The organism is Falsirhodobacter sp. 1013 (assembly GCF_051195255.1).
Taxonomy (GTDB): Bacteria; Pseudomonadota; Alphaproteobacteria; order Rhodobacterales; family Rhodobacteraceae; genus Falsirhodobacter.
On sequence record NZ_JBNJLK010000019.1, the window covers coordinates 1 to 24,929 of the forward strand.

A 24,929-nucleotide genomic window follows, 5' to 3' on the forward strand; every position below is an offset into this window, starting at 1 on the left:
GTTCGGAGGCGAAGGTGGCGTCCGTCGCAATCCATTCGCCGGCGATCAGGTGTTTGCCGTGGGGGGTGAAGGTCATGCCGTTTCTCCCATCAATTTCGGCCAGTCGACAAAACGCATCTCGATGATCTCGACATCCTTCCAGATGCCATCGCGTGCATAGGGTTCGGTGCCGAGATATTCGTCTAATGCCGCCCGGTCGGGGAAGCGGCACAGCACGACCGATCCAACCATGTTGCCGTCGGCGTCCAGCATTGCACCGCCATCGACGATCGTGCCTGCGGCCTTGCCAGTTTTCAGCCCGGCCATGTGCTCGGCGCGTGCGGCGAGGCGTTGCTCCAGCGTGCCCTCCCCGTCACGGCAGATGAGTGCGAAGTCCATCAGTCCCTCCCCGGAACGGCGGGCGGTTCCATGTGGAAGCCACGACCCGCGTAGTCGAAGTCGTGAAGTTTGTTCACCGGCTCGGCCTTGTTGACCGGGCTGGCGTAGTAAGCGCGGATTTCGCGGATCTTCGTCACGTCGTCATTGAAGATATACCACTCATCACCACGAAGTGCCTCGCCGATGGCGGTCTTCCAGTGGGTCCATTCGATCACTCCCTCCCGGCCGTCTGCGGAGCATAGCACCTTCTCGATGGACCACTTCGACCCCATGGTCTCGACGCACCAGACCCAGCCGTCTGCGATGGCCTCGGCTCCTCGCCAAGGCGCGCCCGGCAGTCCCGGCGGGAAGTAGTGAACGCCGTCGGGGGTGAAGCAGTCGATCAGGCCCTGCCGGTCGCCGGCGTTGCACATGTCGAAATAGTGGCGGATCAGCGCTTCGGCTTTGGCGGCACTCACAGCGTGTTCCCTTCCGCTTTCCAAGCTTCGAATTCGGCCAACGTTTCGGGGCCGGCCGGATAGGTACCGAACAGCGAGGCGCCGGCGTCAATCTTGGTGAACAGGAACTTCTCGCGCAGTTCCTGCTCGTAACTGTCGCGCGCCACCTCAGCGGCGATAGCACGAGGTATGACGGTCACCCCGTCAGAGTCGCCGACAATGATGTCACCGGGATAGACTGCGACTTCAGCGCATCCGATCGGTTCCTGCATGGCGATGGCGCGGTGATAGGCGGGGCGTGTGGAGGCGACGTTGGCGCGGCAATAGGCCGGGAAATCCATACCCCCGATTTCGGTCCCGTCACGGAAGGCGCCGTCGGTGATGGCCGCCGCGACGCCCTTGCGCATCATCCGCGTCATCAGCATGTTGCCGGCCGAAGCCGCACGCGGGTCATTGCGGCTGTCGATGACCAGCACCTGGCCGGCCTCGATCGCCTCCACCGCTTCCCATTGCACGTTGTCCTCACCGCGCTTTTTAAGGTCGCCCAGATCCCAGTCCTTGTCTTCGCGCGAGGGAATGAAGCGCAGGGTGAACGCTTCGCCTGCAAAGGGGCCGGTTGTCTTGGACAACGGCGCAAGACCGACGAGGAACTGCTGGCGATAGCCGCGCCGGAACAGCTGAGTCGTCAGCGTCCCTTGCCCACACTTTTTCAGTGTTTCCAACGTTTCCGGTGAGATTTTGATGATGTCCTTCAAAGGGTGCCTCCCATTTTGCATGAGCAGCGGCAACAAAGATGCGCCACTATATGAGACGTTATGCGTCCCACAATGCGATAACGCAACCATATTAACGGCATATTGTCGACTGGACTCCCGTAATTCTAGGTTTAAGGGTAGGTGCTCTAGGTTTCGCTCGCCACAATGTCCCACAATATAGAAATACCTTTACATAGTGGTGGTCGCGTGCCACTGGTTGGGAAGAAGGCGCCCGGTGCCGGGGGAGGGACCTGAGGGTCTTGCGGTGATGGGACGATCGGACGGAGGAGCGCGTGAATTACACATTCGACTTTGGCGCTGTCCTGCAGCACAGCGACCTGCTGCTTGACGGCGCTTGGACCACACTGGTCCTGGCATTCTGGGCAACGATTTCAGGGTTCCTGATGGGCACGCTTTGTGCCGTCGGTATGACGAGCGGACCGCGCTGGCTGCGGCCCATCCTGATCGCTTATGTGGAGGTGGCGCGAAACACGCCCCTGCTGATCCAGTCGTATTTCCTGATCTTCGGTCTCGCCAGTGCCGGCGTTCGCTTGCCCATCATCGTAGGTGCGGTCATAGCACTGGTCGTCAATGTCACCGCCTATACGGCCGAGGTCATGCGCGCTGGCATCGAGAGCGTTCGCCATGGTCAACTCGAGGCAGCCGAATGCCTGGGCCTGTCTCGCTTGCAGATTTTCCTGAACATCATTCTGCGCCCAGCAATGGAGCGGGTGTATCCCTCGCTCGCCTCGCTTTTCGTGTTGCTGATGCTTGGGTCGTCGGTCCTGTCAGCCGTAGGGGTGGAGGAGTTGTTCGGCACCTCTAACCGCGTTCAGTCCATGACCTACCGCAACTTCGAGACCTTCATCGTGCTGGGCGGCTTCTATCTGGGGCTGACCGTTCTGATGCGGCTGATGTTCTGGGCGCTTGGTCTTCTGCTTTTCCCACGCCAGCGCAAGCTCGGCACAGCGTTGTGAGGGCCACGTCATGAACATGAACTTCCTTCTGCTGCTGCTGGATGGTCTGAAGGGCACAGTCATCCTGTCGATCCTGACCTTCCTTGTCGGTGGCTCGGCAGGTTTCATCGTCGCCCTGGCGCGCCTGTCTCCGATCCGCGCTGTCCGGGTCGCGGCCCAACTCTGGACGCAGTTGGTGCAGGGGATCCCGTTGCTGGTCGTGATGGGGATCGTCTACTTCGGCCCGGCGATCTACGGCATCTTCTCGGTCGCTCCGCTAATCGCAGCGACGATCGCAATGGCGATCTGGGCCTCAGCCTATCTGGGCGAGATCTGGTATGGCTGCCTGCGGTCCGTGAACAAACCCCAATGGGAGGCGGCCGAGTGCCTCGGGCTTTCGCGTTGGCAGCGGATGTCGCGGGTGATCCTGCCGCAGGCGCTACGCTTGGCCATTCCGCCGACCGTCGGCTTCATGGTGATCATCGTCAAGAACACGTCGATCTCCTCGCTCGTCGTGGGCTACGCGGAGCTGAGCTACAACGCCAAAGTCATCAACAACTCAAGCTTCGAGCCGTTCCTATACTTCGGACTGGCCGGCCTTCTGTACTTCCTCGTCTGCTATCCGCTTTCGGTTCAGGCGCGCGCTCTGGAAAGGAAACTCAATGTCGCCAATCGTTGAACTGCGCGAGCTGCGCAAATCTTTCGGGGCTATCGAAGTGCTGAAGGGCGTGACATTCGACGTCGAACGCGGGCAGGTCGCAGCCATCATTGGCCAGTCGGGATCAGGAAAGTCGACAGCTCTCCGCTGCATCGACCACCTGGAAAAGATCAACGGAGGCGAATTGGTCGTTTGTGGCCATGCATTGCACACAGACAAGCCCGACTTGAAAGCCTTGCGACGGGATGTGGGCATCGTGTTCCAAGGCTACAACCTGTTCCCGCACCTGACGGTCGGGCAGAACATCATGATGGCGCCGCGCCTTGTCCACGGCAAGTCCCGCAAGGAAGTAGCGGAGATCGGGCGCGAGATGATCGCGAAGGTGGGCCTCACTGACAAGTGGGATGCCTATCCCGAACAGCTTTCAGGCGGTCAGCAGCAGCGCGTCGCGATCGCGCGCAGCCTCGCCATGCAGCCCAAGCTCATGCTCTTCGACGAAGTGACGTCCGCGCTGGATCCGAAGCTGACCGGCGAGGTCCTCCGCGTAATGGAGAAGCTGGCATTGGAGGGGATGACCATGATCCTCGTCACACACGAGATGCAGTTCGCCCGCAACGTGGCCCACAAGGTCATCTACATGCGCGACGGGCGCGTGCACGAAATGGGCGGTCCCGGAATCTTGTCGGCGCCTTCGACACCGGAACTGGCCGACTTCATCGCAGAGGAATGACGGCTTGCCGTCGTAAGGGAGGGAAAACATGAAATTTATCAACATCCTGGCCGCGGCCGCCGTGGCACTGGTTCCAGCAGTTGCGTCGGCGGACACTTTGGACAAGATCGAAAGCAGCAAGACGCTGACAATCGCGTTCGATCCAGGTGTGCCGCCGTGGTCGTATAAGGACGAAAAGCTGGATTATGCCGGGTACGAGTGGATGGTCGCGTCGAAGCTGGCGGCGGATAACGGATGGACGCTGAAGGTTGTGGAGACGAACGGTGCCAACCGCATCCCGCTGCTGATGACGGGACAGGTTGACATCGTCGTCGCGGCGATGTCGATCACCGACGAGCGCAAGAAGGTGATCGACTTCTCCATCCCCTATGGGGGCACGCAGACAGCCGTTTCCGGTCCGCCGGATGTCCCGATCAGCACGCCTGACGATCTGGTGGGTCAGACGATTGCCGTCGCGCGCGGCACGGTTATGGACAACCAGCTGACGGCGTTGGCGCCCGCGGGTACCAATATCGTGCGCTTCGAGGATGAGGCGACGACCCTGACCTCGATCCTTTCGGGGCAGACAGACCTGGTGGCGCAGGCCACCAGCCTCAACCACACGATCATGCAGCGCGACCCTAGCATTGTGCTGGAGCCTAAGGTCGTTCTTGGGACCAGCCGCCACGGCATCGGCCTGCGTAAGGGAGATGATGCGCTGAAGGCGGAAATCGACGCCTGGATCATCGCCAACATGAAGGACGGCACTTTGCAGGGCTTCTTCGAGAAGGCCCACGGTTCGCCCATGCCCGATTTCGTGGTTGAGGATGTCGCCCCCGCATCAGCGCAGTAGCGAGAGCGCCGCGATGTCCGTCCGGATCACCGCAGAGCGTTCCAAGGGCATCGCGCTCCTACATGCCTGCCCGTTGGAAATGACGGGCAGGCCATTGCCGACTGTGATCCTGTTCCATTCCTTCGGCGTGTCAAAGGAGGTTGTGAGCTTTCTTGGCTACATGCTCGCAGCGGCCGGGATGCGCTGCCTGATGCCCGAGGCGCCCTTTCATGGCGAACGCTTCGATGGCGATGCGGTCCTCCGACAACGGGCCTTCTGGAATATCTGCACAACGTATGTGGACGAAGCGGAGGCGCTGCGGGACGCGTTCCGGCCGTTGATCGCGGATCCCGACCGGATCGGTGTGACAGGAACCTCCATGGGCGGCTTCGCGGCGATCGCCGCCACGGCGCGTTACGACTGGGTTGCGGCCACAGCTTCCTTCATGGGCAGCGCATATTTCCATCGAAGCTCCCGCGCGCTGTTTCCGCCGCTCGGATCATATGACGTCAACACGGCCGACGCCCACGACAGCGCGATGCGCACCATTCCGGACCCGTCCGCCACTTTGTGCCGACTGGCTGATCGGCCGATATGGCTTTGGCATGGACAGCGGGACGATGTTGTCCACTTCTCAAACGCGCTTGATCTGCAGGCGGATCTGCGTGCCATGGACGGCGCGGGGCGTCTGGAAGTGTCGCTCGATCCGACTGGATCGCATCGCGTGACAGACACCGCCGCGCGCAGCGGGGTGGCATTCTTGTCGCGGGAACTCGACGTCGGATCCCGTTCTTCCTAAAAGAGCGTCATGACAGGAGACGCTACATGAACAGCCGAAGCCAAGCCTCCGACACCGTGCGCGGCACCGCATTGCTGACCAAGGCGCTCGATATCCTCGAATTCGTGGCCGAGGGAGACCGAAGGCTGAAGTTCAAGGACATCGCCGAACATACCGGGCACACGCGATCCACCCTTTATCGTATCTTGGCCGCGCTCACGTCTCGGGGGATGCTGGACGTGGACCAGCGCGACCAGAGCTACATCCTTGGCCCCAAGTTCACGGCTATGGCTGGATCCATCAACCAGAACTCCGATCTGATCGCGCGTGCGTCCGGTCCCTTGGCCGACCTGGCCGACATCTATGGCGAGAACGTCAACCTCGCCGTGATGAGCGGCACCGTGCCCGTCACCGTGGCGCGCTGGCAGGGAGCGGGGGCGCAGCCGTTCTCGACAGCGCTCGGGGAAAAGAAGCCGCTGCACGCAACCAGCGTCGGCAAGGCCCTGCTGGCCTTCGCTGACGAGGAAGCACGGACCGAACTGCTGCGGCGTGTGGATTACACCCGCTACACTGATCACACGATTGTTTCGCCCGAAGCACTGATGGCCGACCTCAACATCAGCCGGGCGCGCGGCTACGCCCAAGACGACAACGAGATCATCGAAGGTGTGGTCTGTGTGGCCGCTCCGATCTTCGGAACCGACGGCAAGGTTGCGGCGGCGGCATCCTTCAACGTCCCCGCGCACAGAATGGACATGGCGCGGCGGGCGGAACTGGCTTCGGTGCTTCAGGACGTGGCCCGCCGCATCGGCGAAGATCTGACCCCGCAAGCCGCTCCGCAGGACGATCGGCAGCTGTCCTCGCAGTTGCGGGTGGCGGACGTGAAGGCTTTTCAGGCTCGCAATCTGCGATGGGATGCGGCCACGGCCTCACTTTATTGGATTGACCGGGCCGGCGGCACCATCAACCGCCAGAATGGCGGCAAGCGGGAAACGCTGGCGGTGTTCGACCGTCCCATCAATGCGATCAGCCAGCCGGAGGCAGGCGTTATCCACGCCGCCAGTGACGGCCGTCTTTGGCGTATGAATGGCACGGAGCGTGCTGAGATCGTGGCTCATCCCGCGCTTGGCCGCGTCTTGCGGATGCATCGCGTCGGCTCCAGCTTCTTGCTGACCTTGCCGGAAGGGCTGATGCTGCTGACGCCAGACGGACGGACCGAAATACTGACCACGTGTGACGGGCGGTTCCACAGCTCCGGCGTGACAGAGGATGGGCGCATCGCCACTTCGACCGAGGAAGGAACTGAGATTGCAATCCTGCAGCTGGGTCCAGATGCGCGGGTCGTGGACCGGATGGCGGTGCACCTTGACCGGCCGGCGCGGGGAGTCGTGGCGCTGCATCTGGCGGCCGACGGAGGGATCAGCCTGTCGCAGCGCGATGGCTGGGCGGTTTGGCAATACGACGCGCAGGGGCGGGTGCTGCGATCCTGCACCCTGCCGGTGCCTAACGTGGCGTCGATGACGGGGGGTGAAACACCCTCGATCCTCTACGCCGGTTCGGATCGCCTGTCGCTGACATCGAACCAGCTGCGCCTGGCGCCGCTTTCAGGCGGAATCTTCCGGATCGACACTTCCGTCTAGAGGATATCGAGCCGGATCTCCGCGCTGAGCGTCTCGTTCGGCGCGAGGGGGCGCAGGCGATCCGCCGAGGTTTCCAGAGAAAGAGCCAGCGCCCCGGCAAGGTGGCTGACAGGCTCCACGCACGCATATTGGGCAGTTTGATGAACGACCAGATGTGACATGACGGAGCTGGCCGTCAGCCGCATCCTGGCGCCGTTGTCCAGTATGATTTCGACCTGCGTCCAGCCCGAAAGGTGGCGGGTGGCCTCTGTGCCGGTGTCGGAAGTGCTGGTGCCCTCAGGGATCTGCCTTTCGTCCATGGGCCAGCGCCGGGCGGCGTCCTCTGTCACCCGACACGGGGGGAAGAATGGGTGCCAGCCAAGGCCCGCAGGCATCACCGCGTCGGACAGGTTTGTTACCGAGAGTCCGATCGTCATACCGGTCGCGATTAGGCTGATCACCTGCGTTGCCGAAATGGCCCAAGGCCAGTGCTCGTCCGCCGCATGTTCCAGTACCATGTGGATACTCGAACCCTCCTTCGCCGCCCGCCATTCACGGCGGCTGGCAAAGCCGTGCAAGGCATTAGGTTCGGCGGGGTGCAGGGGCAGCCGATGGACTTGCCCTTGCCAAGTGAAGCGTCCGTCGCGGATGCGGTTATGGAACGGGATCAGGGGGTAGGCGCCGGCCTTGGGCCAGAACTCGGGATCAAAGGGGGCTGCGTCCATCGGCACGATCAGGTCGCCCAGAACGTCGTGGCGCAGGGCAGCGATACGCCCGCCGGCCGCAGGACGGATGCTTGCCGAAAGGGGACCGCTGCGCAGGGTCAGGTCGGTCATGCGACACGAAAACGATCGATGATCGCGGGGTCAGGGTCGAAGCCGAGGCCCGGCCCCTGCGGTACGGCCACGCGGCCATTGCCGGGGTGTGGGATCTCGGAGTAAAGCCAGCCTTCGGGCCAGATATAAAGGTATTCGAACAGCGGCTCGTCGCGCAGCGCGGCGGCGACCTGCAACGTCGCAAGATAACCGGGCCCGAAGTACGGCGAATGCGGCATCAGGCGGACGTGATCGGCCGCCTCGGCCGCCGCCATGATCTTGAGCATCTCCGAGATCCCGCCGACCTTGGTAACGGACGGTTGCGGATAGCGGACCGCACCTGAGGCGATCAGCGCCTCGAACTGCCACGACGTGCAAAGATTCTCGCCCGCCGAGATGGCGATGGTTGTGGCCACGCGACCCATTTGCGCGAAATCCTCCGGGGGGAAGGTCGGCTCCTCCAGCCACATCGTGCCGATCTCCGCTAGCCATTTGGCCATGTCCCGAGCCTCGGGTTCCGGCCAGTTGCAGTTCACGTCGACCATCAGTTCGGCACCGTCGAGAACGGCCTTGCATGCGCCGATGGCTTCACGCGTGACCTCGTGCAGCTTGATGTGGCCGTAGCCTTCGGCCCTGGCACGCGCAGTAAAGCTGGCCGCTACCTCGGGAGAGCCGTAGCGGACAAGTGATGCATAGGCCGGTACGCTGTCGCGGCGCATCCCGCCGATCAGTTCCGCCAGCGGCTTGCCCGCCGCCTTGGCCTTCAGGTCCCACAAGGCGATGTCGATCCCCGATAGCGCGAAGATCGTGATGCCGTAGCGTCCGAACAGCACCAGCTTCTGCTGAAGCAGTAACGAGATCGCCTGCGGGTCGGATGCATCCTTGCCGATCAGCATGGGGATGATCGTATCGTCCAGCATCGACTTCACCGCGCCGGGGCAGAAATAGCTGAACGCCTCACCCCAGCCGACAAGACCAGTATCCGTCTCGATCCGCACCAGCACCATGTCGAGCTGGTTCCACGCCGAGGGCGTCATGCCAAGTCCGGTGCCGCCATCGTCGAACGGGATATCGAGGCGGATGGTGTCGATCTTTGCGATCTTCATTCAGCCCGCTCCCAGATGTCGATGTCGGCGCGGAAATTGGCGGCGGCATAGCTGCCGCCGATGGAGCGACCGAAGATGTCGGTTCCGGCGGCCTCACTGGCGACTCCGGGATGATCCAGGTGATCCTCGGGGTGGTGCTGGGGCGTGAACCCGATGGCTTTTGCGCCCGAATTGTCGAAGAAGGGCGCGGCGCAATCCGCCGTGGCGAAGACGGCGCGGTGGCCCGGCCCCTGGCGGGTCAGGGCCAGTGTCGTCAGCGCGGCAAGATCATCGAAGCTGATCCACATATGGGTCCGCCGCTCGTCCGGGACGGAAGCGCCGCAGTTGCCAATCCGCAAGCTCGTCGCGGTCAGGCCGCGCGTATCGGCGTAGAAGCTGAGCATCGCCTCGGTCCAGATCTTGTTGATGCCATACCAGCCGTCGGGGCGGGGCGGCGCGTCAGCGGCCAGCGGCGCGGCCGTTCGCGGATAGAGCCCCCAGCCGTGGTTGGAGCTGGCAAAGACGACATGAGACACGCCGTTCGCAACGGCTGCGTCCATCAGCGCGATGCTGCCACGATAGTTGGCGTCGAGCGTTTCCTCGAAGGTCACGTTTTCGCCATGGCGGCAGGCAAGGTGAAGGATTGCGTCGGCCCCCTGCACGGCAGCCGTCACATCGGCGGGGTCGCCCATGTCACCTACGAGGATACGTGCGCCGCCTCTTTCGGGCGCACGCACCAGGTCGAACAGCGTCAAGTTCCAGTCAGGGGCCAGTCTTTCTGCAAGCTCCTGCCCAAGAAGCCCCGCTGCGCCTGTGATCAGCAATCGTGCCATGTTCGCCTCCTCTTCTTGCCTTTCTTACGATTGCAGGGGCAGGCAATCAATACCACAATGTGAACCGATGTTGTTTGGAAGACAGCGGATCCTGTGGCAGTGCAGCATGCTGATACAGGCAAGATTGATCGAATATGAGGCAATGAGCGGGTTTTTTGGCTCCATTGGGCCACTTGGCTTGCACCTCGCCATGTTCCCTAAGCCGTCCGGCCCTAAACCTTATTCCCGCAATGTGATCTGCGTCACGTCTTAACCACTGGCATCAGCCGGCTTGGAGGTTCGAACAGGGTCAGGACGTGGGCCCTCGTCACCGCCAGGTCAGAGCACTGCCAGATACGTCATCCTCAGATTGCCTGAAATATGGCGTCGGCAGCTTGGGGTTGAAGGCCCTCTCGTAAAGATGGGCAGAAAACCGTCGTCCAGTCGGGCGGACATCCAATCGTCATGTTTTCGGGACCGGCAGTGGATCGCCTGCCTTAGCGTGCAGGCCCCAATAACTGCGTTGACAATCATGTCGGCACCTGCCGCCGTGTCCTCTGGGGCCGCAACGAGCTGTCGCCATAGGCTGTGCCAAGAAGCGCAAGCGTCCTTTGTGCGTTGGCTTCGGACAGGTCGCTGAAAGTCATCCGGGCAGTTCCCGCTTCCAGTCTGTGGGCCGTGATCGACGTAGCGGCCGGACCCGCGCCTACTATTTGGATTGTCACGCTTTCAATCCGGTCGCCGCCATTGGTCAATGTGTGGACCACGCCCCCTCCGTCGAAGTTGGCACCTTCCGGGCCGGTGCCGACACGTCGCACCGCGTTCGCCGCCCCAAGCACCTCGGCCCGACTGGACAGGCGGTTGCAGACCTTCGCCATCTCTGCCTTATCGGGCAGCGTCACGAGGATGGCGTCCACGTTAAGTGCGGCCTTCAAGACGGCGACGGTGTCGGCCAGCTCGTCTGCCGAACCTCCAGCGTAACGAGGATCGCATCCTCCTTCCGGTTGTGCATGAGGGTCGTCAGCCGCCACGGTGCAAGCACCTGTGAAAAGGGCGAGCCGATCAGGAAGCCGACCTGCGTCTTCCCGGTTAGCGAGATCATTTCCCTGCCACCGCTTCATCCACCATGTCAAACAAGGAGTATTTCCGTGAGACGCCGAGCATCACGCGCGCCTTGGCGTTGCTGCCATGCGTGCGGCCCAGTTCCACCAGAATCTGTGCTGTCTCGATCCGGCGGCCCGTGGCCTTAGCCAGATGCGGGATGAACTTTCCTAGGCTGGCGGGGTATTGGGAGCGAGATTGAACGTCTCGCCCAAGGGCTGTTGTGGATCAGGAACAGCCCATCCACGATATGGCGCACGTCGATGAGTTCCTGCGTGTGCGGTTTCCGTCCTGGTCGAGACCGAGATACAGCGGCTCGTCATCGGCCATCAGCGGGGTCAGCAGGTCGATGATGCCTTGCAGGTCGCCGCGGGAGTTGGCGCCCGCATGGTGCGTGGCACTTGCCCGAAGACTTTTTAAGCGCCCGTTCACGTAGAAGGCGGCCGCTGAATATCCACCCTGCGGGTCGATGATTTCGGATGCGGCCTTGGGGTGGGGAAAGATTGTTGGACAACTCCAAGCCTTTGATGGTGCGGTTGAAGAAGGCGGCCATATCTTCGCATACCACCTTCGTCAGGCCGTACCGGCTCCAAGGGTCTTTGGGGTGGTCCCGTCCGTGGGGCGATAGCGGGCGAAGCGTGTTGGATGGAGTTGGTCGCTGGACGCCATCACGAGGCGCATCGGGCCTTCTGCCGCCTGTTCCGCCGCCGCCTGGAAGAGGTTGCGGTTGCCAACGACGTTCACGTCCTACAGAAGGTCGCGCGCCTGCGGCTGGGAAGAACTGACAGCCGCCATGTGGTGTAGACGGAGGTCGCACCCTTCATCGCGCGGCGCACATCCTCGGCCAAGGTGAGGTTGCCGATCTCGCAGCGTGCGCCTTCGGCTTCCCGTCGGGGAAAGTGGGCGTCGTTCGGCAGGGCCAGGATAACAAAAGACTCTCCCGCGGCATGAGGTTCGGGCAGAGTCCGGCAGAAGCAAAAACTGGAACCTCCGTCATTGCTGGATTGCCCCGGCATCCGCATCATGATGACGGCATCATCAGCATGGAACCCGCAGGTGACATTGGGCAAGGCGATGACCTTCATCATCTCCTCGTGCGGGCTCATCTTCCAGCGAGCAAGCCCTTGCTGACGCTGGTGATAACATCGATGATTATGTTTGCTCCTATGCCCTGCAAATTCAGGAAAGCTTCGGAGCGTGCCTCCCGTCGGCAAGCGGGAAAACACCTTCGCATTGATGGGTTTGACGATGTGACCTTATTCGAAGGTCGCCGCAGGTCATGCATCAAGGCTAGGAAGTTGCCCAATGATCAGGCGGTCGGAAAAGACGAAGATGTCGTGGCGGGCGTCGGCTTGCGTCTGCCCATGCAGGGATCTAGTCCGACACCATGGATATCCGGCGCCTCAAATCCTTCATTACCATCGTCGACATGGGCAGCATCACGCGTGCCGCCGACATGCTGCATATCGCGCAACCGGCCTTGAGCCAGCACCTCGCGTTTCTTGAAGGACATTTCAAGCAGAAGCTGCTGATCCGGAGCCAGCAGGGCGTCGTGCTTACAGAGGCGGGAAGGGTCGTCTATCGGCATGCACAGATCATGCTGCGCCAGATGGATCAGGCGCAAGCGGATGCGCTTACGGCGGGCGAGACGCTGACGGGGCGCGTCTCGGTCGGGCTGGCACCGTTCAGCGCCGCGGCATCCCTGTCGATCGATCTGTTCCGTATCGTACGCGAACGGCATCCCGGCATCCTGCTACACATCGTGGAAAGTACCGGGCAAGCCTACAGTCAGCTGATCATGAACGGCAGGCTGGAGGTGGCACTCCTGCATGGCTCCAACCCTATCAAGGGCGTGAAGCTGCAATCCCTGGGGGCGGAGCGGTTCGTACTAGTCCACAAACGCGGCACCTTCGACCTGGGTGCAGACCCTCTTCCCGTGGCGCGGCTGTCCGGCGTTCCAATGCTGCTGCCGCCGTCCTACAACTTCGTGCGGCGGGCGATCGACATATCCTTCGGCCGCACCCGGGCCGATCTGAACGTCATCGGGGAATTCGAGTCGGTGAAGACCCTGTCCCGCGCCGTCGGCCTTGGCATGGGGGCCACGATCATGCCGCGCGCCATCGCTCATCGGATCGAGGGGGAGAACGACGGCATCGCGGTGACCGAGGTCCACAGCCCCGCGATGGAGGAGACGCTGGCGATCTGCGTCTCCGACCAGATGCCGCTGTCGGAACCGGCCTGCGTCGTGCGCGATCTGCTGCTGGAGCTGACCGCGCAACTCGATCTTTAAAGCATCGCTTCCTTGCGGCAGTTCACCATCAGTTCGGCCACCGAAAGGGTGTTGGGCGCGCGCAGCAGGAAATCGACCGTCTGGGCGATATCCTCGGGCTGGCTCATCTGCTCCGCCGTGACCTCGGTTTCCTTTGCGGTCATGTCGGTCGCGATATAGCCGGGGCAAAGGGCGGTGGCGCGCACGCCGCTGTCCCAGCATTCCTGCCGGATGCCATGGGTCAGCGCCACCACCGCGAACTTGGTCATCGCATAGCCCACGTTGCTGCCAACCCGCTTGCCCGCGAGCGAGGCCACGTTGATCACGCGCCCCGACCCCGAGGCGGTCAGGTGCGGCAGCGCCGCCCGCGTGACACGCAGCGGACCCTTGACGTTGATGCGCCACATGGCGTCGAGGTCATCCTCGCCCTGATCCAGAACGCGGACGCGGGGGTTGATGCCCGCGCAGTTCACCAGGGCGTCGATGCGGTCGTAATGCTGCATCGTCGCCGCGACCCATGCCTCACCCGCGCCATCCGCTTCCGCGTCATAGGCGGTGACGGCAAGCCGTTCGGCCTCGGCCAGCTTCGACGGATCGCGCACCCCGGCCGAAACCGTGAAGCCCGAGGTGAGCAGCGCCTTCGTGATGTGCAGGCCAAGGCCCCGGGCCGCACCCGAGACCATGACCACCCGGCCCTTGGGCTCCAGCATCAGTGCATGCCCTTGCAGAACGCTTCGATCCGGTCGCAGCCCTCCTCCAGCGTCTCCATGCTGGTGGCATAGGAAAGGCGGAAGAACGGGCTCATTCCGTAGGCAGCGCCGTGGACGGTCACGACCTGCTGCTCCTCAATCAGGGCCAGAACGAAATCGCGGTCCGTCTCGATCTTGCGGCCGCCGGCGGTGGTCTTGCCGATGAAGCCCGCGATGTTGGGGAACAGGTAGAACGCACCCTCGGGCTTGTGGCAGGACATGCCGTCGATGGCATCCAGACGACCCTGCACGAAATCGCGACGCTTGCGGTAGATGGCGGCGCGTTCGGCCAGCAGCTCCTGCGGGCCGTCCAGCACGGCAACGGCCGCCGCCTGCGTGACCGTGGCCACACCGCCGGAGTTCTGGGTGTTTACATTGCTGATCGCCTTGATCAGGTCGGCGGGGCCGCCACAGAATCCCAGACGCCAGCCCGTCATCGCATAAGCCTTGGACACGCCGTTCACGGTCAGCGTGCGGTCGTAAAGGCGCGGTTCGACCTCGGCAATGGTGCAGAACTCGAACCCGTCATAGATCAGATGCTCATACATGTCGTCGGTCATGATCCATACATGGTCATGCTTCAGCATCACCTCGCCGATGGCTGCCATCTCGGCGCGCGAGCAGGCCGCACCCGTGGGGTTGTTCGGGAAGTTCAGCAGCAGCCACTTGGTTTTGGGCGTGATCGCTGCATCAAGATCGTCGGCGCGCAACTTGAAGCCGTTTTCCTGCGGGCAGTCGACGGCGACCGGAACGCCGCCCGCAAAGCGCACGATGTCGGCATAGCTGATCCAGGACGGTGAGGGAATTACCACCTCGTCGCCAGGATTGATCGTGGCCATCAGGGCGTTGAAGATGATCTGCTTGCCCCCACCTGCGGTCAGGATCTGGCCGACCTCGTAATCGAGGTTGTTGTCGCGCTTGAACTTGCGTTTGATGGCCGCGCGCAAGGCAGGGGTGCCGTCCACGGGCGGGTATTTCGTGTCGCCGGCCAAGGCTGCGGCATGGGCTGCCTCGATGGCGTGGGGCGGGGTGGGAAAGTCCGGCTCTCCAGATGACAGGCCGATGACCTTGATACCCTGTGCGGCAAGGTCGCGGGCCTTCTGCGTCATCTCGACGGAGGCGGACACGGAAACAGTCTTCAGGCGGTCTGCGATGGTGGGCATGTGTCTGGCTCTCAGGCGGTGCGTTTGGCGAAGTTCAGGCCGCCGAGGACCTGCTTGGTCGGCAGCACTTCCATGAACGACACGTTCATGCGTTGCGGGGAACCGACGCAGAAGGCGATGGCGTCGGCGATGTCCTCGGGCTTCAGCGACTCGTAGTCGTCGAAGAAGCGGCGCTGCGCCTCCTCCATGTCGCCCAGCAGACGGCCGAACACCTCCGTCTCGCAGCGCGCGGGGGAGATTTCCGTGACGCGAACCTGCTTGCCGTAAAGGTGGACACGCAGCTGCTGGCAGAGCGAATGTACGCCGGCCTTCGACGCGTGATAGGCGGTGTTGCCGCCCGCGAACGCGTAATGCCCCGCGATGGAAGAGATGTTGACGACATGCCCGCGATTACGTGCCACCATGCCCGGAACGAACAGGCGGACCATGTGCATCACCGATTTCAGGTTGATGTCCAGCAGGGCGTCCACATCCTCGGCGGTGGTGTTCAGGATGTCGCCGGTGCGCGACTGGCCCGCATTGTTGATCAGCACGTCGACCTCAAGCTCTGCCGCGAGCTTGTCCAGCGCGGCGGAATCGTCAACGCTGATGGTATGGATCTTGCAGCCCGTTTCGGCGGACAGCGCCTTCAGGCGTTCCTCGTTGCGGGCCAGGGCATGAACCTCGAGGCCTTCCGCCGACAGGCGGCGCACGATCTGTGCTCCGATCCCCGAGGATGCCCCGGTAACGAGCGCGGTTTTATAGGCGGAGAAGTCCATGTCGATCCCTTCAGGCGGCTGTTGCCTGGGACCGTAGCGACAAATCGGGGGGACGTTCCAATACCGCTTTGATGTGACGCCATAACGGAAAACGATAATGACGCTCCATAAAAGAGCGCGATGGCGGCAGAAGCAGAAACTATTATACGCCCGTCCCAAGCATCCATAATGCTGGATGAAACGGGGCCGCCTGATGAAATCCAGCGCGTGTCTCCCATCAATCTAAAACGCAAGGCGATCAGTCGTCAAGCAAAAGCGCATCAAATGTGCCTCGCATTTGTGCGCCCTGAGAATGGAGCAGCTGCCGTGCTGAAATGCGCCCCAATGTCCTTGGAGACATCCCTCCATTCACGTCGAAGAGAGACTTCGTTCGCGCCCGATGCCGCATGGAAGGAAAGCCCGTGACCATGACCGACACTCGCGCCGCGCCGCTTGCCGAGACGCCGCGCCCCCTTCTTCAGCGACTCCAGTCGCCGAGCCTTCTGATCCTGCCGCTGCTGATCTTCCTGCTCGTGTTCTTCTTCATGCCCGCGATCAAGCTGATGCTGTTCTCGATCATGACGCAAGACGCGCAGGGCCGGGTCGGCGCGCCGCTAACCATCGCCCATTACGTCCGCTTCTTCGAGGTCGCGCTGTACGGAGAGATCCTGTGGACCACGATCCGCATCGCGCTGATCACCTCGGTCATCGCGGCGGTCCTCGCCTATCCGGTGGCGACGGTGCTGGTGCGCGGCAACATGACCGTGACGCGGATCGTGACGCTGATCATCATCGCGCCTCTGGCCGTAAGTGTTGTGGTGCGGGCCTATGGTTGGCAGCTGATCCTGGGCAACGGGCCGACGGGGCTGCTGAATTACATCCTGCTGCACCTTGGTCTGATCCAGCAGCCGCTGGCGCTGCTGTTCTCGGACACGGCCGTCGTCGTTGGTTCGCTGCACATCTTCTTCCCGATGATGGTGCTGCCGCTGGCCTCCGCGCTCGGCAAGATCGACCCGAACCTTGAACAGGCGGGCCGCACCCTCGGCGCACCGGCGTGGAAGGTCTTCTGGCGCATCACGCTTCCGCTCAGCCTTCCGGGGCTTCTGGCGGGGGTGACGCTGGTCTTCTCGCTCGCCGCAGGCTCCTACGTCATTCCGGCGCTGATCGGCGGACCCGGTTCGCAGATGCTGGGCAACCTGGCCGAACAGCAGATCGTCGCCGTCTACGACTGGCCCTTCGGTGCGACCATCGCCTCTATCCTCGTCTTCATCGTCATCTCCATCAACGCCCTGTCCATGAAGATCCTTGGCGGGCGCCGTTTCCGGGCGAGCGTGAAATGAACAACAAGCTGACCGGCAGTTCCGCTGTCATCCTTTACGCGATCACCGCCGCCATGATGGTGTTCGTCCTGTCGCCAATCGTGCTGATCATGATCATCTCGTTCTCGGACGGCTATTTCGTCAGCTTCCCGCCGACGGGCTTCACCACCTCGTGGTATGTCAGCGTCTTCCAGAACACCGAGTTCACGGGCGCGCTGCTGTTCAGCTTCGTGCTGGCAGTGGGTACGACGATCCTGTCGCTGCTTCTGGGGGTTCCGGCCGCCTTCGCCATCGTGCGCGGCGAGTTTCCGGGGCGTAACCTGTGCAAAGGCCTGCTGCTGTCGCCGCTGATCTTTCCGGTGCTGATCACGGGCCTTGCGCTCTTGCAGCTTTTCTCCGGCTTCGGCTGGTCGAACGTGAAGCTGAACCTTTTGATCGCGCACACGGTCGTCACCTCCCCCTACGTCATCCGCACAGTCCTCACGAGTCTGGAACTGGTGAACCCTGCGCTGGAGGAGGCCGCCCGCACGTTGGGGGCCACGCGCTGGCAGACGTTCCGCCGCGTGATCTTCCCGCAGATCGCACCCGGCATCGCCTCGGGTTCCATCTTCTGCTTCATGGTCAGCTTCGACAATTATCCGGTGTCGATGTGGCTGGCCGACAGTGAAAACACGCCGGTTCCCGTCGTGCTCTACCGCCAGATCGGCACCGTCTTCGACCCGTCGGTGGCCACCATGTCCACGATCATCATCGCGCTTGCCGCCCTGGTGGTCCTGTGCCTCGACCGCCTTGTCGGCCTGCGCCGCGCGATGGCCATGTAATCAACAGAGAGAGGGAATAATAATGACAAAAGTGATCCTGAACCGCCGCGCCTTTGTTGCCGCCACCGCGGCGACTGTGGCCACCCCCTACTTCTATACCAGGGCCTCGGCGCAGGACCGCGTCCTGCAGGTCGGCGTCTACAACTCCGCCCAAGGCGGCCTTATCAAGAAAGAGGTGCTGCCCGCCTTCGAGAAGGAGTTCGGCTGCAAGGTCCTGACGACCGAGGGTGCCACGCTCGCCAACCTCGCCTCGCTGCGGGCGACACGCGACAACCCGATATACAGCGTCATGTCGATGGATGACGTCGGCGTGCCGCAGGCCAAGGCAGAAGGCCTGATCGACCCCCTGCCCATGGACGAGATCCCGAATCTCAAGAACGTCTTCCCGCGTTACCTGTTCGAGGACAATCACGGGGTCGGCTTCTCCGTCTCCATCGCAGGGCTGTTCATCAACCCGCAGATGACCCAGCCGATCCAGAGCTACGAGGAGATCTTCGATCCCAAGTATGCTCGCAAGATGCTGCTGAACACGCCAAAGAACACGCAAAGCGTCCTGATGCTGATCGTGGCGTCGGCGCTGGCCACCGGCAAGTCGCTGCAGGAAGCGCAGTACATGACGGATGAAGGCTGGACGAAGCTGGCCGACCTGAAGCCGAACGTCCTGACCATCTATGACGGCGAGGCGCAGGTGATGATGGTCGCCCAAGGCCAGGCTTCCATTGGCGGGATCGAGTATTCGAAGGCGATCTATCCGCACACCCGCAAGGGCATTCCACTCGACATGTCCTTTCCCAAAGAGGGCGCCTTCACCGGCATCAACGGTCTTGCGCTGGTCAAGGGCGCGCCGCAGCGCGAGCTGGGCCTTGCCTGGATCGACCGCCTGCTGTCGCCCGAGGTGCAGAAGATGCTGGCCGAGGCAACCCTGTCCGCCCCGACCGTGAACGGAGTGGAGTTCAGCGACGACTCGCTGAAATACCTCGCCTATCCGCAGGAGCAGATGGAAGAGCTGAACCTCTTCACGCCCGACTGGAACTACATCATTCCGCGCCGCGCCGCGTGGCTGGAAAAATACAACACCACCTTCAGCTGAGGAGCTAACATGGAATCCGTAGAAGTCCGGCTGGAGCATCTGACCAAGACCTATAACCAGTTCGCTGCGGTGGATAACGTCACCCTGACCGTGAAGGCGGGGGAGATCCTTGCGCTTCTGGGGCCTTCGGGCTGCGGCAAGACGACCTGCCTGCGGATGATCGCGGGTCTGGTCGATCCGACATCGGGCGAAATAGTTGTCGGCGGAAGGCCGATCACGAAGACCCCGGTGCACCGCCGCAACATGGGCATGCTGTTCCAGAACTATGCCCTGTTCCCGCACATGAGCGTGTCGGAAAACGTGGCCTTCGGCCTCGAGATGCGCAAGATCGGCAAGTCCGATCGCGAAGCGAAGGTGAAGCGCGCGCTGGATCTTGTGCAGCTGTCGCATCTGGCCGATCGCATTCCCGCCCAGCTTTCGGGCGGCCAGCAGCAGCGGGTCGCACTGGCCCGCGCGCTGGTGATCGAGCCTGCGATGCTGCTTCTGGATGAACCGCTCGGCGCGCTGGACAAGTCCCTGCGCGAGGAGATGCAGATGGAGATCCGCAGCCTGCAGAAGCGTCTTGGCCTGACCACGATCATGGTTACCCACGACCAGGACGAGGCGCTGACCATGGCCGACCAGATCGCGGTCATGCGCGCCGGCCGGATGGAGCAGGTGGGCGCCACCGCCGACATCTACCAGCGCCCGACGACCCAGTTTGTGGCAGGCTTCATCGGCGCGTCAAACTTCTTCGAGGCGACCGAATTGTCGCGCAGCGGTGCGGCCGCAACGCTGGTCACGACCCACGGCATCCCGCTGGAGGTGACGAACATGCGCCTGATCAACAAACGGGTGATGGTCACGATCCGACCCGAGGCGATCTCGGTCCAGCCGATCGGGAAGGATGTGGCGGTCACGGGGCCGAATGCGGCCGAGGCGGTGGTCCATCAAGTGGTGAACCGCGGCTTCATGCTGCACTACTTCCTGCGCCTGAAGGACGGCACGGAAGTGGTCGCATACCGCCAGACGCAAACCGAGGGTCTGGGTGCCGTGGCCGGAACGGGAGACCGCGTGCGGATCAGCTGGGCCGCGGACAGCAACCACGTCATCCCGTTGGAAGTGGCGCAGGCCGCCTGACTGAACATCCCGCCGGAAACGGCGGGCTTATTACATCCGGCATACAATGCGCCTGAATCGGAAAGCCCGCCAAGCATGGCGGGCTTTCTGCGTTGGGGGGGTGGATCACACCACTTCACGGGCCGGGGCGACGATGGCGCCGAAGGCTTCGATCTCGCTCCGGACGATCTTTGCGAGGTCCAGCGATCCGGGCGTGTCGCTGTGCACGAGGATCGACTTCGCCTCCACCGCCAGCGTGCCGCCGTCATAGGTGGTGAGGGTTCCCGTCTCCAGGAACTGCCGCACACGGGCGCGGACCGAGGGCTCGTCCTTGATGACCGAATTCGGCTTGCCGCGCGGGATCAGGTTGCCCGCATCGTCATAGGCGCGGTCGGCAAGGAAGATCGCCAGCGTCTTGAGCCCCGCAGCCTTCGCCGCAACCTCTACTGCCATGCCGGGCATGGAGAAGACGATCAGTGTCGGGTCCACCATCCGGATCGCATCGACGCACATCGCGGCCAGCGCCGGGTCACGGTTGATCATGTTGCCCATTGCGGCGTGGAAGCTGACATGGTCCACCCGCGTCCCCTCCGCCTTCGCGATCGCGGTAATCGCGCCGATCTGGTACAGCATCTGCTGGCGGATCTCGTCCGGCGAAAACGGCAGCTCGCGCCGACCGAAGCCTTGCATGTCGGGCAGGCCCGGATGCGCGCCGATACCAACGCCCTTGGCCTTCGCCAGCCGCACCATCCGCGTCATGATCTGCGGGTCGCCCGCATGGAACCCGCAGGCTATGTTGGCCGAGGAGACGACGTCCATCAGCGCGTCGTCATCCGTCACGCGCCAGTTGCCGAAGCCTTCGCCCATGTCGGAGTTGAGGTCGATCTTCATGTTCCGTCCCTTTTCAGCGCTGCGCCATCCGCGCCAGTGCGTCCGTCACCATCGGCGCGGTGCGCCGGATATCGTTCAGCCAAGCGTCCACCGCGCGTTCGGCGGCGATGGCGGTGGCGGTGTCCGACCGCTCCAGCCGGATGCGGCTGCCGATCCGCGCCTGACCCAACCGCCAGAGGTCCACCTCGATCACGCCGGCGATCTTGGGATAGCCGCCGGCAGTGTTGGCATCGGCCATCTGGATGATTGGCTCGCCCGCCGGGGGCACCTGCACCACGCCTGGAACCAGACCGTGGGAGCGCATCTCCACCGGCTCATCCGGTGTCACGGGCGGGCCAGACAGGCGGAAGCCCGTGCGGTTGCTTTGGGCCGAGATCTTCCAGTCCTGCGCCCAAAAGCGGTTGGCGTCGCGGGTGAACAGGTCATGCTCCCCCGCCGGGATGGCGCGCAGGGTCAGCGTGTCGCCTGCGGGGAAGTGGTCGGCCAGCGCGGTTTCCGGCGGAAGGACGCCGTAGCCCTCCTCGGGCAGGGAGACGGCACTGCCGGTGGCGAAGCGATCGCCGCGGCGCAGGTCGCGCCCCTCATGCCCGCCGAAGTCGCCGCGCAGCGAGGTCGCGCGCGACCCCATGACCAGCGGCACGTCGATCCCGCCCGCCACGGCAAGATAGGCACGTGCACCCGAGGTCGGCGGCGACAGCACCAGTTCCTGCCCCGCGCGGACCGTGATCGCCCACCACGGCGGCAGAAGGCGACCGTCCAGCGTGGCGCGACAATCCGCCCCCGTCAGCGCGACCGACGTGTCGGCGTCGAATGTCGCGCGGAAGGGGAAAGTCTGCACCTCGATCCCGGCGGCGCCTTCGTCATTGCCCAGAAGCACGTTCGCCACGCGCAGCGCCAGCGGGTCCATCGCCCCGCACGAGGTGACGCCAATGTTGCGGAAGCCGCGGCGGCCAAGGTCCTGGACAGTGTTCAGCGGTCCGGTTGCGGTAACCTCGATCACAGGTCGATCCTTTCGGGCAGGAAGCGCACGGTGTCGCCGGGGGCCATGATGGCAGGGTTTGCGGCATGGGGGTCGAACACCTCCACCTCGGCATAGCCCAGCGAGTTCCAGCCGTTCGGGCCGGTCAGCACGGAAACGCCCGCCTGCATCCCGCCGATGGTCACGGTGCCCTTGGCCATGTTCAGCGAGGGCACGGTTTTTCGAGGCATGTAGATCGCGGGGTCCAGCCCGTGCAGATAGCCGAAGCCGGGGGCCGATCCGAGCGCAAAAACTGTATAGGTGCGAGCGTGGTGGCGGGCGATCACCTCGGCTGCCGACAGGCCCGAACGGTCGCAGATCGCGGGCAGGTCGATGGCGTGTTCGCCACCGTAATGGACCGGGATCTCGATCAGGCGGCCGGGACGGGCCAACTCTTCGGTCGCACGCCATGCCTCGCGCAGGGTGGCCATGTGGGCGGCGGGATCGGCGGGCGTGGCCTTCAGCAGGACCAGAAGGTTGGTCATGCCGGGCACGATCTCGTCAATGTCGTCGCGGGTGGAAAGGGTCTGTGACAGCGCCCAGATCCTGCGTTGCGCGGGCAGGTCGAAGTCACCCGGCGCTTCCAGCAGGAAGGCGCGGCTGCCGATCATGGAAACCTTGGCGATGTCGATGCTGACGTGGCTGTTCATTGCGCCTCCAGCGTGAATGCGATGTCGCCGAAGCCCAGAAGCGTGCCGTCGGCGGGGCGGGCGGTGATGCGCCCCGGCGCGGGCGCGAGCGCCGCGACCAGCATCGGGCCGACGCGCAGGTAGGCGCCAGCCTCGCCTGCCGCCACCACTTCGGCCGATATCCGCGAGGGGTGGGCGGCTAGGACATGGCCCGCGATCGGGGCGCCGACGTCCGAGGCATCGGCATGCGCCGTCTGCACGGACTGCACGCGGATCGCGACCCGCGTGCCGCCACGCTCGATCTCGATCGAAGAAAGGCCGTAGGCCTCCAGCCAACCGGTGATCGCTCGGATCGTTTTGGGATCGGAAAGGGTCATGCGGCGCCCTGCGTCTTCAGCCAGTGTTCAAGGTGGTGGATGTCGGTCTGCCCCGCACGGAAGTTCGGATCGCGGAAGATCGCGCGGTGCAGGGGCAGGTTGGTGTGGATGCCATCGATCCGCATCTCTTCCAGCGCGGCCTGCATGCGGAAAAGCGCCGTTGCGCGGTCCGGCCCGTGCACGATCAGCTTGGCGATCAGCGAATCATAATGCGGCGACACCTTGTAGCCCGGCACGACATGGGTATCGACGCGGATGCCCTCGCCCTCGGGCAGGTGGATCTCGGTGATGCGGCCGGGGGCGGAGGTCAGCGTCTCGGGGTGTTCGGCGTTGATGCGGCATTCGAAAGCGTGGCCGTCGCAGCCGATTCCGGCCTGCGTCACGTCCAGCGGCAGGCCCATAGCGACGCGCAGCTGCGCCTGAACGATGTCGATGCCCGTCGTCATCTCGGTTACCGGATGTTCGACCTGAAGGCGGGTGTTCATTTCGATGAAGTAGAACTCGCCATCCTCGTAAAGGAACTCGAACGTGCCGACGCCGCGATAGCCGATACGCAAACAGGCCTCCACGCAGGCGGCGCCGACGCGGGCGGCGATGTCGGCGGGGATGCCGGGGGCGGGGGCTTCCTCCACCACCTTCTGGTGGCGGCGCTGTTGCGAGCAGTCGCGATGCCCCAGCCACACCGCGTTGCCATGCGCGTCGCAGAGCACCTGGATCTCCACATGGCGGGGGCGTTGCAGGAACTTCTCGACGTAAAGCTCGGGCGTGCCGAAGGCGCGGCGGGCCTCCTCGCGCGTGATCGACACGGCGTCGAGCAGAGCCGCAGGATCGTGCACCACCCGCATCCCGCGCCCGCCGCCGCCGCCGGCCGCCTTGACGATCACAGGATAACCGATCTCGGCCGCCGTGGCCGCTATGACGGCGTCGTCGGCGGGCAGGGCGGTGTCAGGGCCGGGAACGCAGGGCACCCCCGCCTCGATCATCGCGCGTTTCGCCGCGATCTTGTCGCCCATCGTCCGAATGGCCGAGGCAGGCGGGCCGACGAAGATCAGGCCCGCCTGCTCGATCGCTTCGGCGAAGGCGGCGTTTTCGGACAGGAAGCCATAGCCGGGATGAATCGCGCCTGCGCCCGTGGCCCGTGCCGCCAGCAGGATCGCCGAGGCGTTGAGGTAGCTTTGGCCCGCATTGGCGGGGCCGATGCAGACAAACCGGTCCGCCTTTGGACCGTAGGGCGCATCGCGGTCGGCTTCGGAGCAGATGGCCACGCTTTTAAGCCCCAGATCGGCGCAGGCGCGGCGGATGCGCTCCGCGATCTCGCCCCGGTTGGCAATGAGGACGGTGTCGAAGCTCATGCGAATTCCACCAGCGGCTGGCCGGCCTCCACCTCTCCGCCATCCTCGAACAGGATGCGCGCGACGGTGCCCGCGCGGTCGGCGGCAACAAGGTTGAAGACCTTCATCGCCTCGATCGTGCAGATGGGCTGGCCTTCGGCGACCGTGTCACCGACCTTGACGAACGGCGCGGCACCGGGGTTCGGCGATTTGTGCACGATCCCGAACATCGGCGAGGCGACGGCATGTCCGGCCTGCGTCTGCGCCGGCACCGCGGCGGGTGCGGCGGCGGCCGCCTCGCCGCGCAGGACGCGGATCGTGGTGTCGCCCTCGGTCAGCGTCAGTTCCTGAAGCCGCGACCGGCCGAACAGTTCGAGAAGTTGCCTGATATGTTCAAGATCCATGTGGTCCGGCCTGCTGGTCTTCGGGTTCCGGCGCCTTCTTGCGCCCTTTGCAAGAGCTAGCACAAAGGCTGCCGCGATAGGGTCAGACGGGATTCTGA

General features: G+C 63.6%; 29 protein-coding genes. 11 read left to right on the forward strand and 18 right to left on the reverse strand.

Annotation, left to right across the window (positions count from 1 at the left end; genetic code table 11):
• Positions 1–72 precede the first annotated feature (72 nt).
• The 3 genes from ACSHZY_RS16640 to ACSHZY_RS16650 are packed head-to-tail and all read right to left on the reverse strand — an operon-like array spanning position 73 to position 1,570.
• Complete coding sequence (locus ACSHZY_RS16640) at positions 73–378, reverse strand: YciI family protein (protein ID WP_435171038.1); 306 nt, start codon at positions 376–378, stop codon at positions 73–75.
• Positions 378–836 carry a nuclear transport factor 2 family protein gene (locus tag ACSHZY_RS16645; protein WP_435171040.1) on the reverse strand — a complete coding sequence of 153 codons (459 nt, stop codon included), beginning with the start codon at positions 834–836 and terminating at the stop codon, positions 378–380. Before ACSHZY_RS16645 ends, ACSHZY_RS16640 begins: the two co-directional genes overlap by 1 nt.
• A complete protein-coding gene (locus ACSHZY_RS16650; RefSeq protein ID WP_435171041.1) occupies positions 833–1,570 on the reverse strand; it encodes a ribonuclease activity regulator RraA in 738 nt (245 codons plus the stop codon). Before ACSHZY_RS16650 ends, ACSHZY_RS16645 begins: the two co-directional genes overlap by 4 nt.
• A gap of 293 nt (positions 1,571–1,863) precedes the next feature.
• Here ACSHZY_RS16650 and ACSHZY_RS16655 point away from each other — a divergent pair, with 293 nt between their 5' ends.
• From ACSHZY_RS16655 to ACSHZY_RS16680, 6 genes are read left to right on the forward strand one after another with little or no spacing between them, the layout of a single operon-like run.
• Positions 1,864–2,547: an amino acid ABC transporter permease gene (locus ACSHZY_RS16655; protein WP_435171042.1), complete on the forward strand. Its 684-nt coding sequence runs from the start codon at positions 1,864–1,866 to the stop codon at positions 2,545–2,547.
• Positions 2,548–2,557: 10 nt separating this feature from the next.
• Positions 2,558–3,205, forward strand: coding sequence for an amino acid ABC transporter permease (locus tag ACSHZY_RS16660; protein WP_435171044.1), 648 nt, complete (start codon positions 2,558–2,560; stop codon positions 3,203–3,205).
• Entirely contained in the window at positions 3,189–3,914 is a 726-nt protein-coding gene (locus ACSHZY_RS16665) for an amino acid ABC transporter ATP-binding protein (protein WP_435171046.1), read from the forward strand. The genes ACSHZY_RS16660 and ACSHZY_RS16665 overlap by 17 nt, the downstream gene beginning before the upstream one ends.
• A gap of 28 nt (positions 3,915–3,942) precedes the next feature.
• Positions 3,943–4,746, forward strand: a complete 804-nt coding sequence (locus ACSHZY_RS16670) for a transporter substrate-binding domain-containing protein (protein ID WP_435171048.1) — start codon at positions 3,943–3,945, stop codon at positions 4,744–4,746.
• Positions 4,747–4,759: 13 nt separating this feature from the next.
• Positions 4,760–5,524 (forward strand): esterase, encoded by a 765-nt coding sequence (yjfP, locus tag ACSHZY_RS16675; RefSeq protein ID WP_435171049.1) that lies wholly within the window; start codon positions 4,760–4,762, stop codon positions 5,522–5,524.
• Between the two features lie 26 nt (positions 5,525–5,550).
• Positions 5,551–7,143 (forward strand): IclR family transcriptional regulator domain-containing protein, encoded by a 1,593-nt coding sequence (locus ACSHZY_RS16680; RefSeq protein ID WP_435171050.1) that lies wholly within the window; start codon positions 5,551–5,553, stop codon positions 7,141–7,143.
• Here ACSHZY_RS16680 and ACSHZY_RS16685 read toward each other — a convergent pair.
• From ACSHZY_RS16685 to ACSHZY_RS16710, 6 genes are all read right to left on the reverse strand, one after another.
• Positions 7,140–7,958 carry a hypothetical protein gene (locus ACSHZY_RS16685; RefSeq protein ID WP_435171052.1) on the reverse strand — a complete coding sequence of 273 codons (819 nt, stop codon included), beginning with the start codon at positions 7,956–7,958 and terminating at the stop codon, positions 7,140–7,142. The genes ACSHZY_RS16680 and ACSHZY_RS16685 overlap by 4 nt on opposite strands.
• On the reverse strand, positions 7,955–9,043 hold the full coding sequence (locus ACSHZY_RS16690; RefSeq protein ID WP_435171054.1) for a mandelate racemase/muconate lactonizing enzyme family protein: 1,089 nt from the start codon (positions 9,041–9,043) through the stop codon (positions 7,955–7,957). Before ACSHZY_RS16690 ends, ACSHZY_RS16685 begins: the two co-directional genes overlap by 4 nt.
• Positions 9,040–9,855: an NAD-dependent epimerase/dehydratase family protein gene (locus tag ACSHZY_RS16695; protein WP_435171055.1), complete on the reverse strand. Its 816-nt coding sequence runs from the start codon at positions 9,853–9,855 to the stop codon at positions 9,040–9,042. The genes ACSHZY_RS16690 and ACSHZY_RS16695 overlap by 4 nt, the downstream gene beginning before the upstream one ends.
• 509 nt (positions 9,856–10,364) lie before the next feature.
• Entirely contained in the window at positions 10,365–10,769 is a 405-nt protein-coding gene (locus ACSHZY_RS16700; RefSeq protein ID WP_435171057.1) for a hypothetical protein, read from the reverse strand.
• Positions 10,770–11,508: 739 nt separating this feature from the next.
• Entirely contained in the window at positions 11,509–11,679 is a 171-nt protein-coding gene (locus tag ACSHZY_RS16705) for a hypothetical protein (RefSeq protein ID WP_435171060.1), read from the reverse strand.
• Positions 11,676–12,161 carry a LamB/YcsF family protein gene (locus ACSHZY_RS16710; RefSeq protein ID WP_435171061.1) on the reverse strand — a complete coding sequence of 162 codons (486 nt, stop codon included), beginning with the start codon at positions 12,159–12,161 and terminating at the stop codon, positions 11,676–11,678. The genes ACSHZY_RS16705 and ACSHZY_RS16710 overlap by 4 nt, the downstream gene beginning before the upstream one ends.
• A 161-nt stretch (positions 12,162–12,322) precedes the next feature.
• Between ACSHZY_RS16710 and ACSHZY_RS16715 the strand changes: the two genes are divergently transcribed.
• Complete coding sequence (locus ACSHZY_RS16715; protein ID WP_435171063.1) at positions 12,323–13,225, forward strand: LysR substrate-binding domain-containing protein; 903 nt, start codon at positions 12,323–12,325, stop codon at positions 13,223–13,225.
• Here ACSHZY_RS16715 and ACSHZY_RS16720 read toward each other — a convergent pair.
• The 3 genes from ACSHZY_RS16720 to ACSHZY_RS16730 are packed head-to-tail and all read right to left on the reverse strand — an operon-like array spanning position 13,222 to position 15,874.
• Positions 13,222–13,914: an SDR family NAD(P)-dependent oxidoreductase gene (locus ACSHZY_RS16720; RefSeq protein WP_435171065.1), complete on the reverse strand. Its 693-nt coding sequence runs from the start codon at positions 13,912–13,914 to the stop codon at positions 13,222–13,224. The genes ACSHZY_RS16715 and ACSHZY_RS16720 overlap by 4 nt on opposite strands.
• Complete coding sequence (locus ACSHZY_RS16725; protein ID WP_435171068.1) at positions 13,914–15,116, reverse strand: pyridoxal phosphate-dependent aminotransferase; 1,203 nt, start codon at positions 15,114–15,116, stop codon at positions 13,914–13,916. Before ACSHZY_RS16725 ends, ACSHZY_RS16720 begins: the two co-directional genes overlap by 1 nt.
• Positions 15,117–15,127: 11 nt before the next feature.
• On the reverse strand, positions 15,128–15,874 hold the full coding sequence (locus ACSHZY_RS16730) for an SDR family oxidoreductase (protein ID WP_435171070.1): 747 nt from the start codon (positions 15,872–15,874) through the stop codon (positions 15,128–15,130).
• Positions 15,875–16,281: 407 nt separating this feature from the next.
• Between ACSHZY_RS16730 and ACSHZY_RS16735 the strand changes: the two genes are divergently transcribed.
• From ACSHZY_RS16735 to ACSHZY_RS16750, 4 genes are read left to right on the forward strand one after another with little or no spacing between them, the layout of a single operon-like run.
• A complete protein-coding gene (locus ACSHZY_RS16735; RefSeq protein ID WP_435171071.1) occupies positions 16,282–17,193 on the forward strand; it encodes an ABC transporter permease in 912 nt (303 codons plus the stop codon).
• A complete protein-coding gene (locus tag ACSHZY_RS16740) occupies positions 17,190–17,993 on the forward strand; it encodes an ABC transporter permease (RefSeq protein ID WP_435171073.1) in 804 nt (267 codons plus the stop codon). Before ACSHZY_RS16735 ends, ACSHZY_RS16740 begins: the two co-directional genes overlap by 4 nt.
• A 22-nt stretch (positions 17,994–18,015) precedes the next feature.
• Positions 18,016–19,083 carry an ABC transporter substrate-binding protein gene (locus tag ACSHZY_RS16745; protein ID WP_435171075.1) on the forward strand — a complete coding sequence of 356 codons (1,068 nt, stop codon included), beginning with the start codon at positions 18,016–18,018 and terminating at the stop codon, positions 19,081–19,083.
• Positions 19,084–19,092: 9 nt separating this feature from the next.
• On the forward strand, positions 19,093–20,202 hold the full coding sequence (locus ACSHZY_RS16750) for an ABC transporter ATP-binding protein (RefSeq protein ID WP_435171077.1): 1,110 nt from the start codon (positions 19,093–19,095) through the stop codon (positions 20,200–20,202).
• 105 nt (positions 20,203–20,307) lie between these two features.
• On the opposite strand, the gene ACSHZY_RS16755 is transcribed toward ACSHZY_RS16750, so the two are convergent.
• Genes ACSHZY_RS16755 through ACSHZY_RS16780 form a run of 6 tightly spaced genes read right to left on the reverse strand, consistent with a single transcriptional unit; the run spans position 20,308 to position 24,831 of the window.
• On the reverse strand, positions 20,308–21,072 hold the full coding sequence (locus tag ACSHZY_RS16755) for a 5-oxoprolinase subunit PxpA (protein WP_435171080.1): 765 nt from the start codon (positions 21,070–21,072) through the stop codon (positions 20,308–20,310).
• Positions 21,073–21,085: 13 nt separating this feature from the next.
• Positions 21,086–22,072, reverse strand: coding sequence for a biotin-dependent carboxyltransferase family protein (locus ACSHZY_RS16760; protein ID WP_435171082.1), 987 nt, complete (start codon positions 22,070–22,072; stop codon positions 21,086–21,088).
• A complete protein-coding gene (pxpB, locus tag ACSHZY_RS16765) occupies positions 22,069–22,740 on the reverse strand; it encodes a 5-oxoprolinase subunit PxpB (RefSeq protein WP_435171085.1) in 672 nt (223 codons plus the stop codon). Before pxpB ends, ACSHZY_RS16760 begins: the two co-directional genes overlap by 4 nt.
• Positions 22,737–23,096 carry a hypothetical protein gene (locus ACSHZY_RS16770; RefSeq protein ID WP_435171088.1) on the reverse strand — a complete coding sequence of 120 codons (360 nt, stop codon included), beginning with the start codon at positions 23,094–23,096 and terminating at the stop codon, positions 22,737–22,739. The genes pxpB and ACSHZY_RS16770 overlap by 4 nt, the downstream gene beginning before the upstream one ends.
• Entirely contained in the window at positions 23,093–24,448 is a 1,356-nt protein-coding gene (locus ACSHZY_RS16775; protein WP_435171090.1) for an acetyl-CoA carboxylase biotin carboxylase subunit, read from the reverse strand. The genes ACSHZY_RS16770 and ACSHZY_RS16775 overlap by 4 nt, the downstream gene beginning before the upstream one ends.
• Positions 24,445–24,831: an acetyl-CoA carboxylase biotin carboxyl carrier protein gene (locus ACSHZY_RS16780; RefSeq protein ID WP_435171093.1), complete on the reverse strand. Its 387-nt coding sequence runs from the start codon at positions 24,829–24,831 to the stop codon at positions 24,445–24,447. Before ACSHZY_RS16780 ends, ACSHZY_RS16775 begins: the two co-directional genes overlap by 4 nt.
• Positions 24,832–24,929 lie beyond the last annotated feature (98 nt).

Excerpts from the sequence above, each read along its gene's own strand:
- ACSHZY_RS16640 (WP_435171038.1), bottom strand. The coding sequence starts at position 378 with ATGGACTTCGCACTCATCTGCCGTGACGGGGAGGGCACGCTGGAGCAA.
- ACSHZY_RS16660 (WP_435171044.1), top strand. The coding sequence starts at position 2,558 with ATGAACATGAACTTCCTTCTGCTGCTGCTGGATGGTCTGAAGGGCACA.
- ACSHZY_RS16665 (WP_435171046.1), top strand. The coding sequence starts at position 3,189 with ATGTCGCCAATCGTTGAACTGCGCGAGCTGCGCAAATCTTTCGGGGCT.
- ACSHZY_RS16670 (WP_435171048.1), top strand. The coding sequence starts at position 3,943 with ATGAAATTTATCAACATCCTGGCCGCGGCCGCCGTGGCACTGGTTCCA.
- yjfP (WP_435171049.1), top strand. The coding sequence starts at position 4,760 with ATGTCCGTCCGGATCACCGCAGAGCGTTCCAAGGGCATCGCGCTCCTA.
- ACSHZY_RS16680 (WP_435171050.1), top strand. The coding sequence starts at position 5,551 with ATGAACAGCCGAAGCCAAGCCTCCGACACCGTGCGCGGCACCGCATTG.
- ACSHZY_RS16685 (WP_435171052.1), bottom strand. The coding sequence starts at position 7,958 with ATGACCGACCTGACCCTGCGCAGCGGTCCCCTTTCGGCAAGCATCCGT.
- ACSHZY_RS16690 (WP_435171054.1), bottom strand. The coding sequence starts at position 9,043 with ATGAAGATCGCAAAGATCGACACCATCCGCCTCGATATCCCGTTCGAC.
- ACSHZY_RS16695 (WP_435171055.1), bottom strand. The coding sequence starts at position 9,855 with ATGGCACGATTGCTGATCACAGGCGCAGCGGGGCTTCTTGGGCAGGAG.
- ACSHZY_RS16715 (WP_435171063.1), top strand. The coding sequence starts at position 12,323 with ATGGATATCCGGCGCCTCAAATCCTTCATTACCATCGTCGACATGGGC.
- ACSHZY_RS16720 (WP_435171065.1), bottom strand. The coding sequence starts at position 13,914 with ATGCTGGAGCCCAAGGGCCGGGTGGTCATGGTCTCGGGTGCGGCCCGG.
- ACSHZY_RS16725 (WP_435171068.1), bottom strand. The coding sequence starts at position 15,116 with ATGCCCACCATCGCAGACCGCCTGAAGACTGTTTCCGTGTCCGCCTCC.
- ACSHZY_RS16730 (WP_435171070.1), bottom strand. The coding sequence starts at position 15,874 with ATGGACTTCTCCGCCTATAAAACCGCGCTCGTTACCGGGGCATCCTCG.
- ACSHZY_RS16735 (WP_435171071.1), top strand. The coding sequence starts at position 16,282 with ATGACCGACACTCGCGCCGCGCCGCTTGCCGAGACGCCGCGCCCCCTT.
- ACSHZY_RS16740 (WP_435171073.1), top strand. The coding sequence starts at position 17,190 with ATGAACAACAAGCTGACCGGCAGTTCCGCTGTCATCCTTTACGCGATC.
- ACSHZY_RS16745 (WP_435171075.1), top strand. The coding sequence starts at position 18,016 with ATGACAAAAGTGATCCTGAACCGCCGCGCCTTTGTTGCCGCCACCGCG.
- ACSHZY_RS16750 (WP_435171077.1), top strand. The coding sequence starts at position 19,093 with ATGGAATCCGTAGAAGTCCGGCTGGAGCATCTGACCAAGACCTATAAC.
- ACSHZY_RS16755 (WP_435171080.1), bottom strand. The coding sequence starts at position 21,072 with ATGAAGATCGACCTCAACTCCGACATGGGCGAAGGCTTCGGCAACTGG.
- pxpB (WP_435171085.1), bottom strand. The coding sequence starts at position 22,740 with ATGAACAGCCACGTCAGCATCGACATCGCCAAGGTTTCCATGATCGGC.
- ACSHZY_RS16770 (WP_435171088.1), bottom strand. The coding sequence starts at position 23,096 with ATGACCCTTTCCGATCCCAAAACGATCCGAGCGATCACCGGTTGGCTG.
- ACSHZY_RS16775 (WP_435171090.1), bottom strand. The coding sequence starts at position 24,448 with ATGAGCTTCGACACCGTCCTCATTGCCAACCGGGGCGAGATCGCGGAG.
- ACSHZY_RS16780 (WP_435171093.1), bottom strand. The coding sequence starts at position 24,831 with ATGGATCTTGAACATATCAGGCAACTTCTCGAACTGTTCGGCCGGTCG.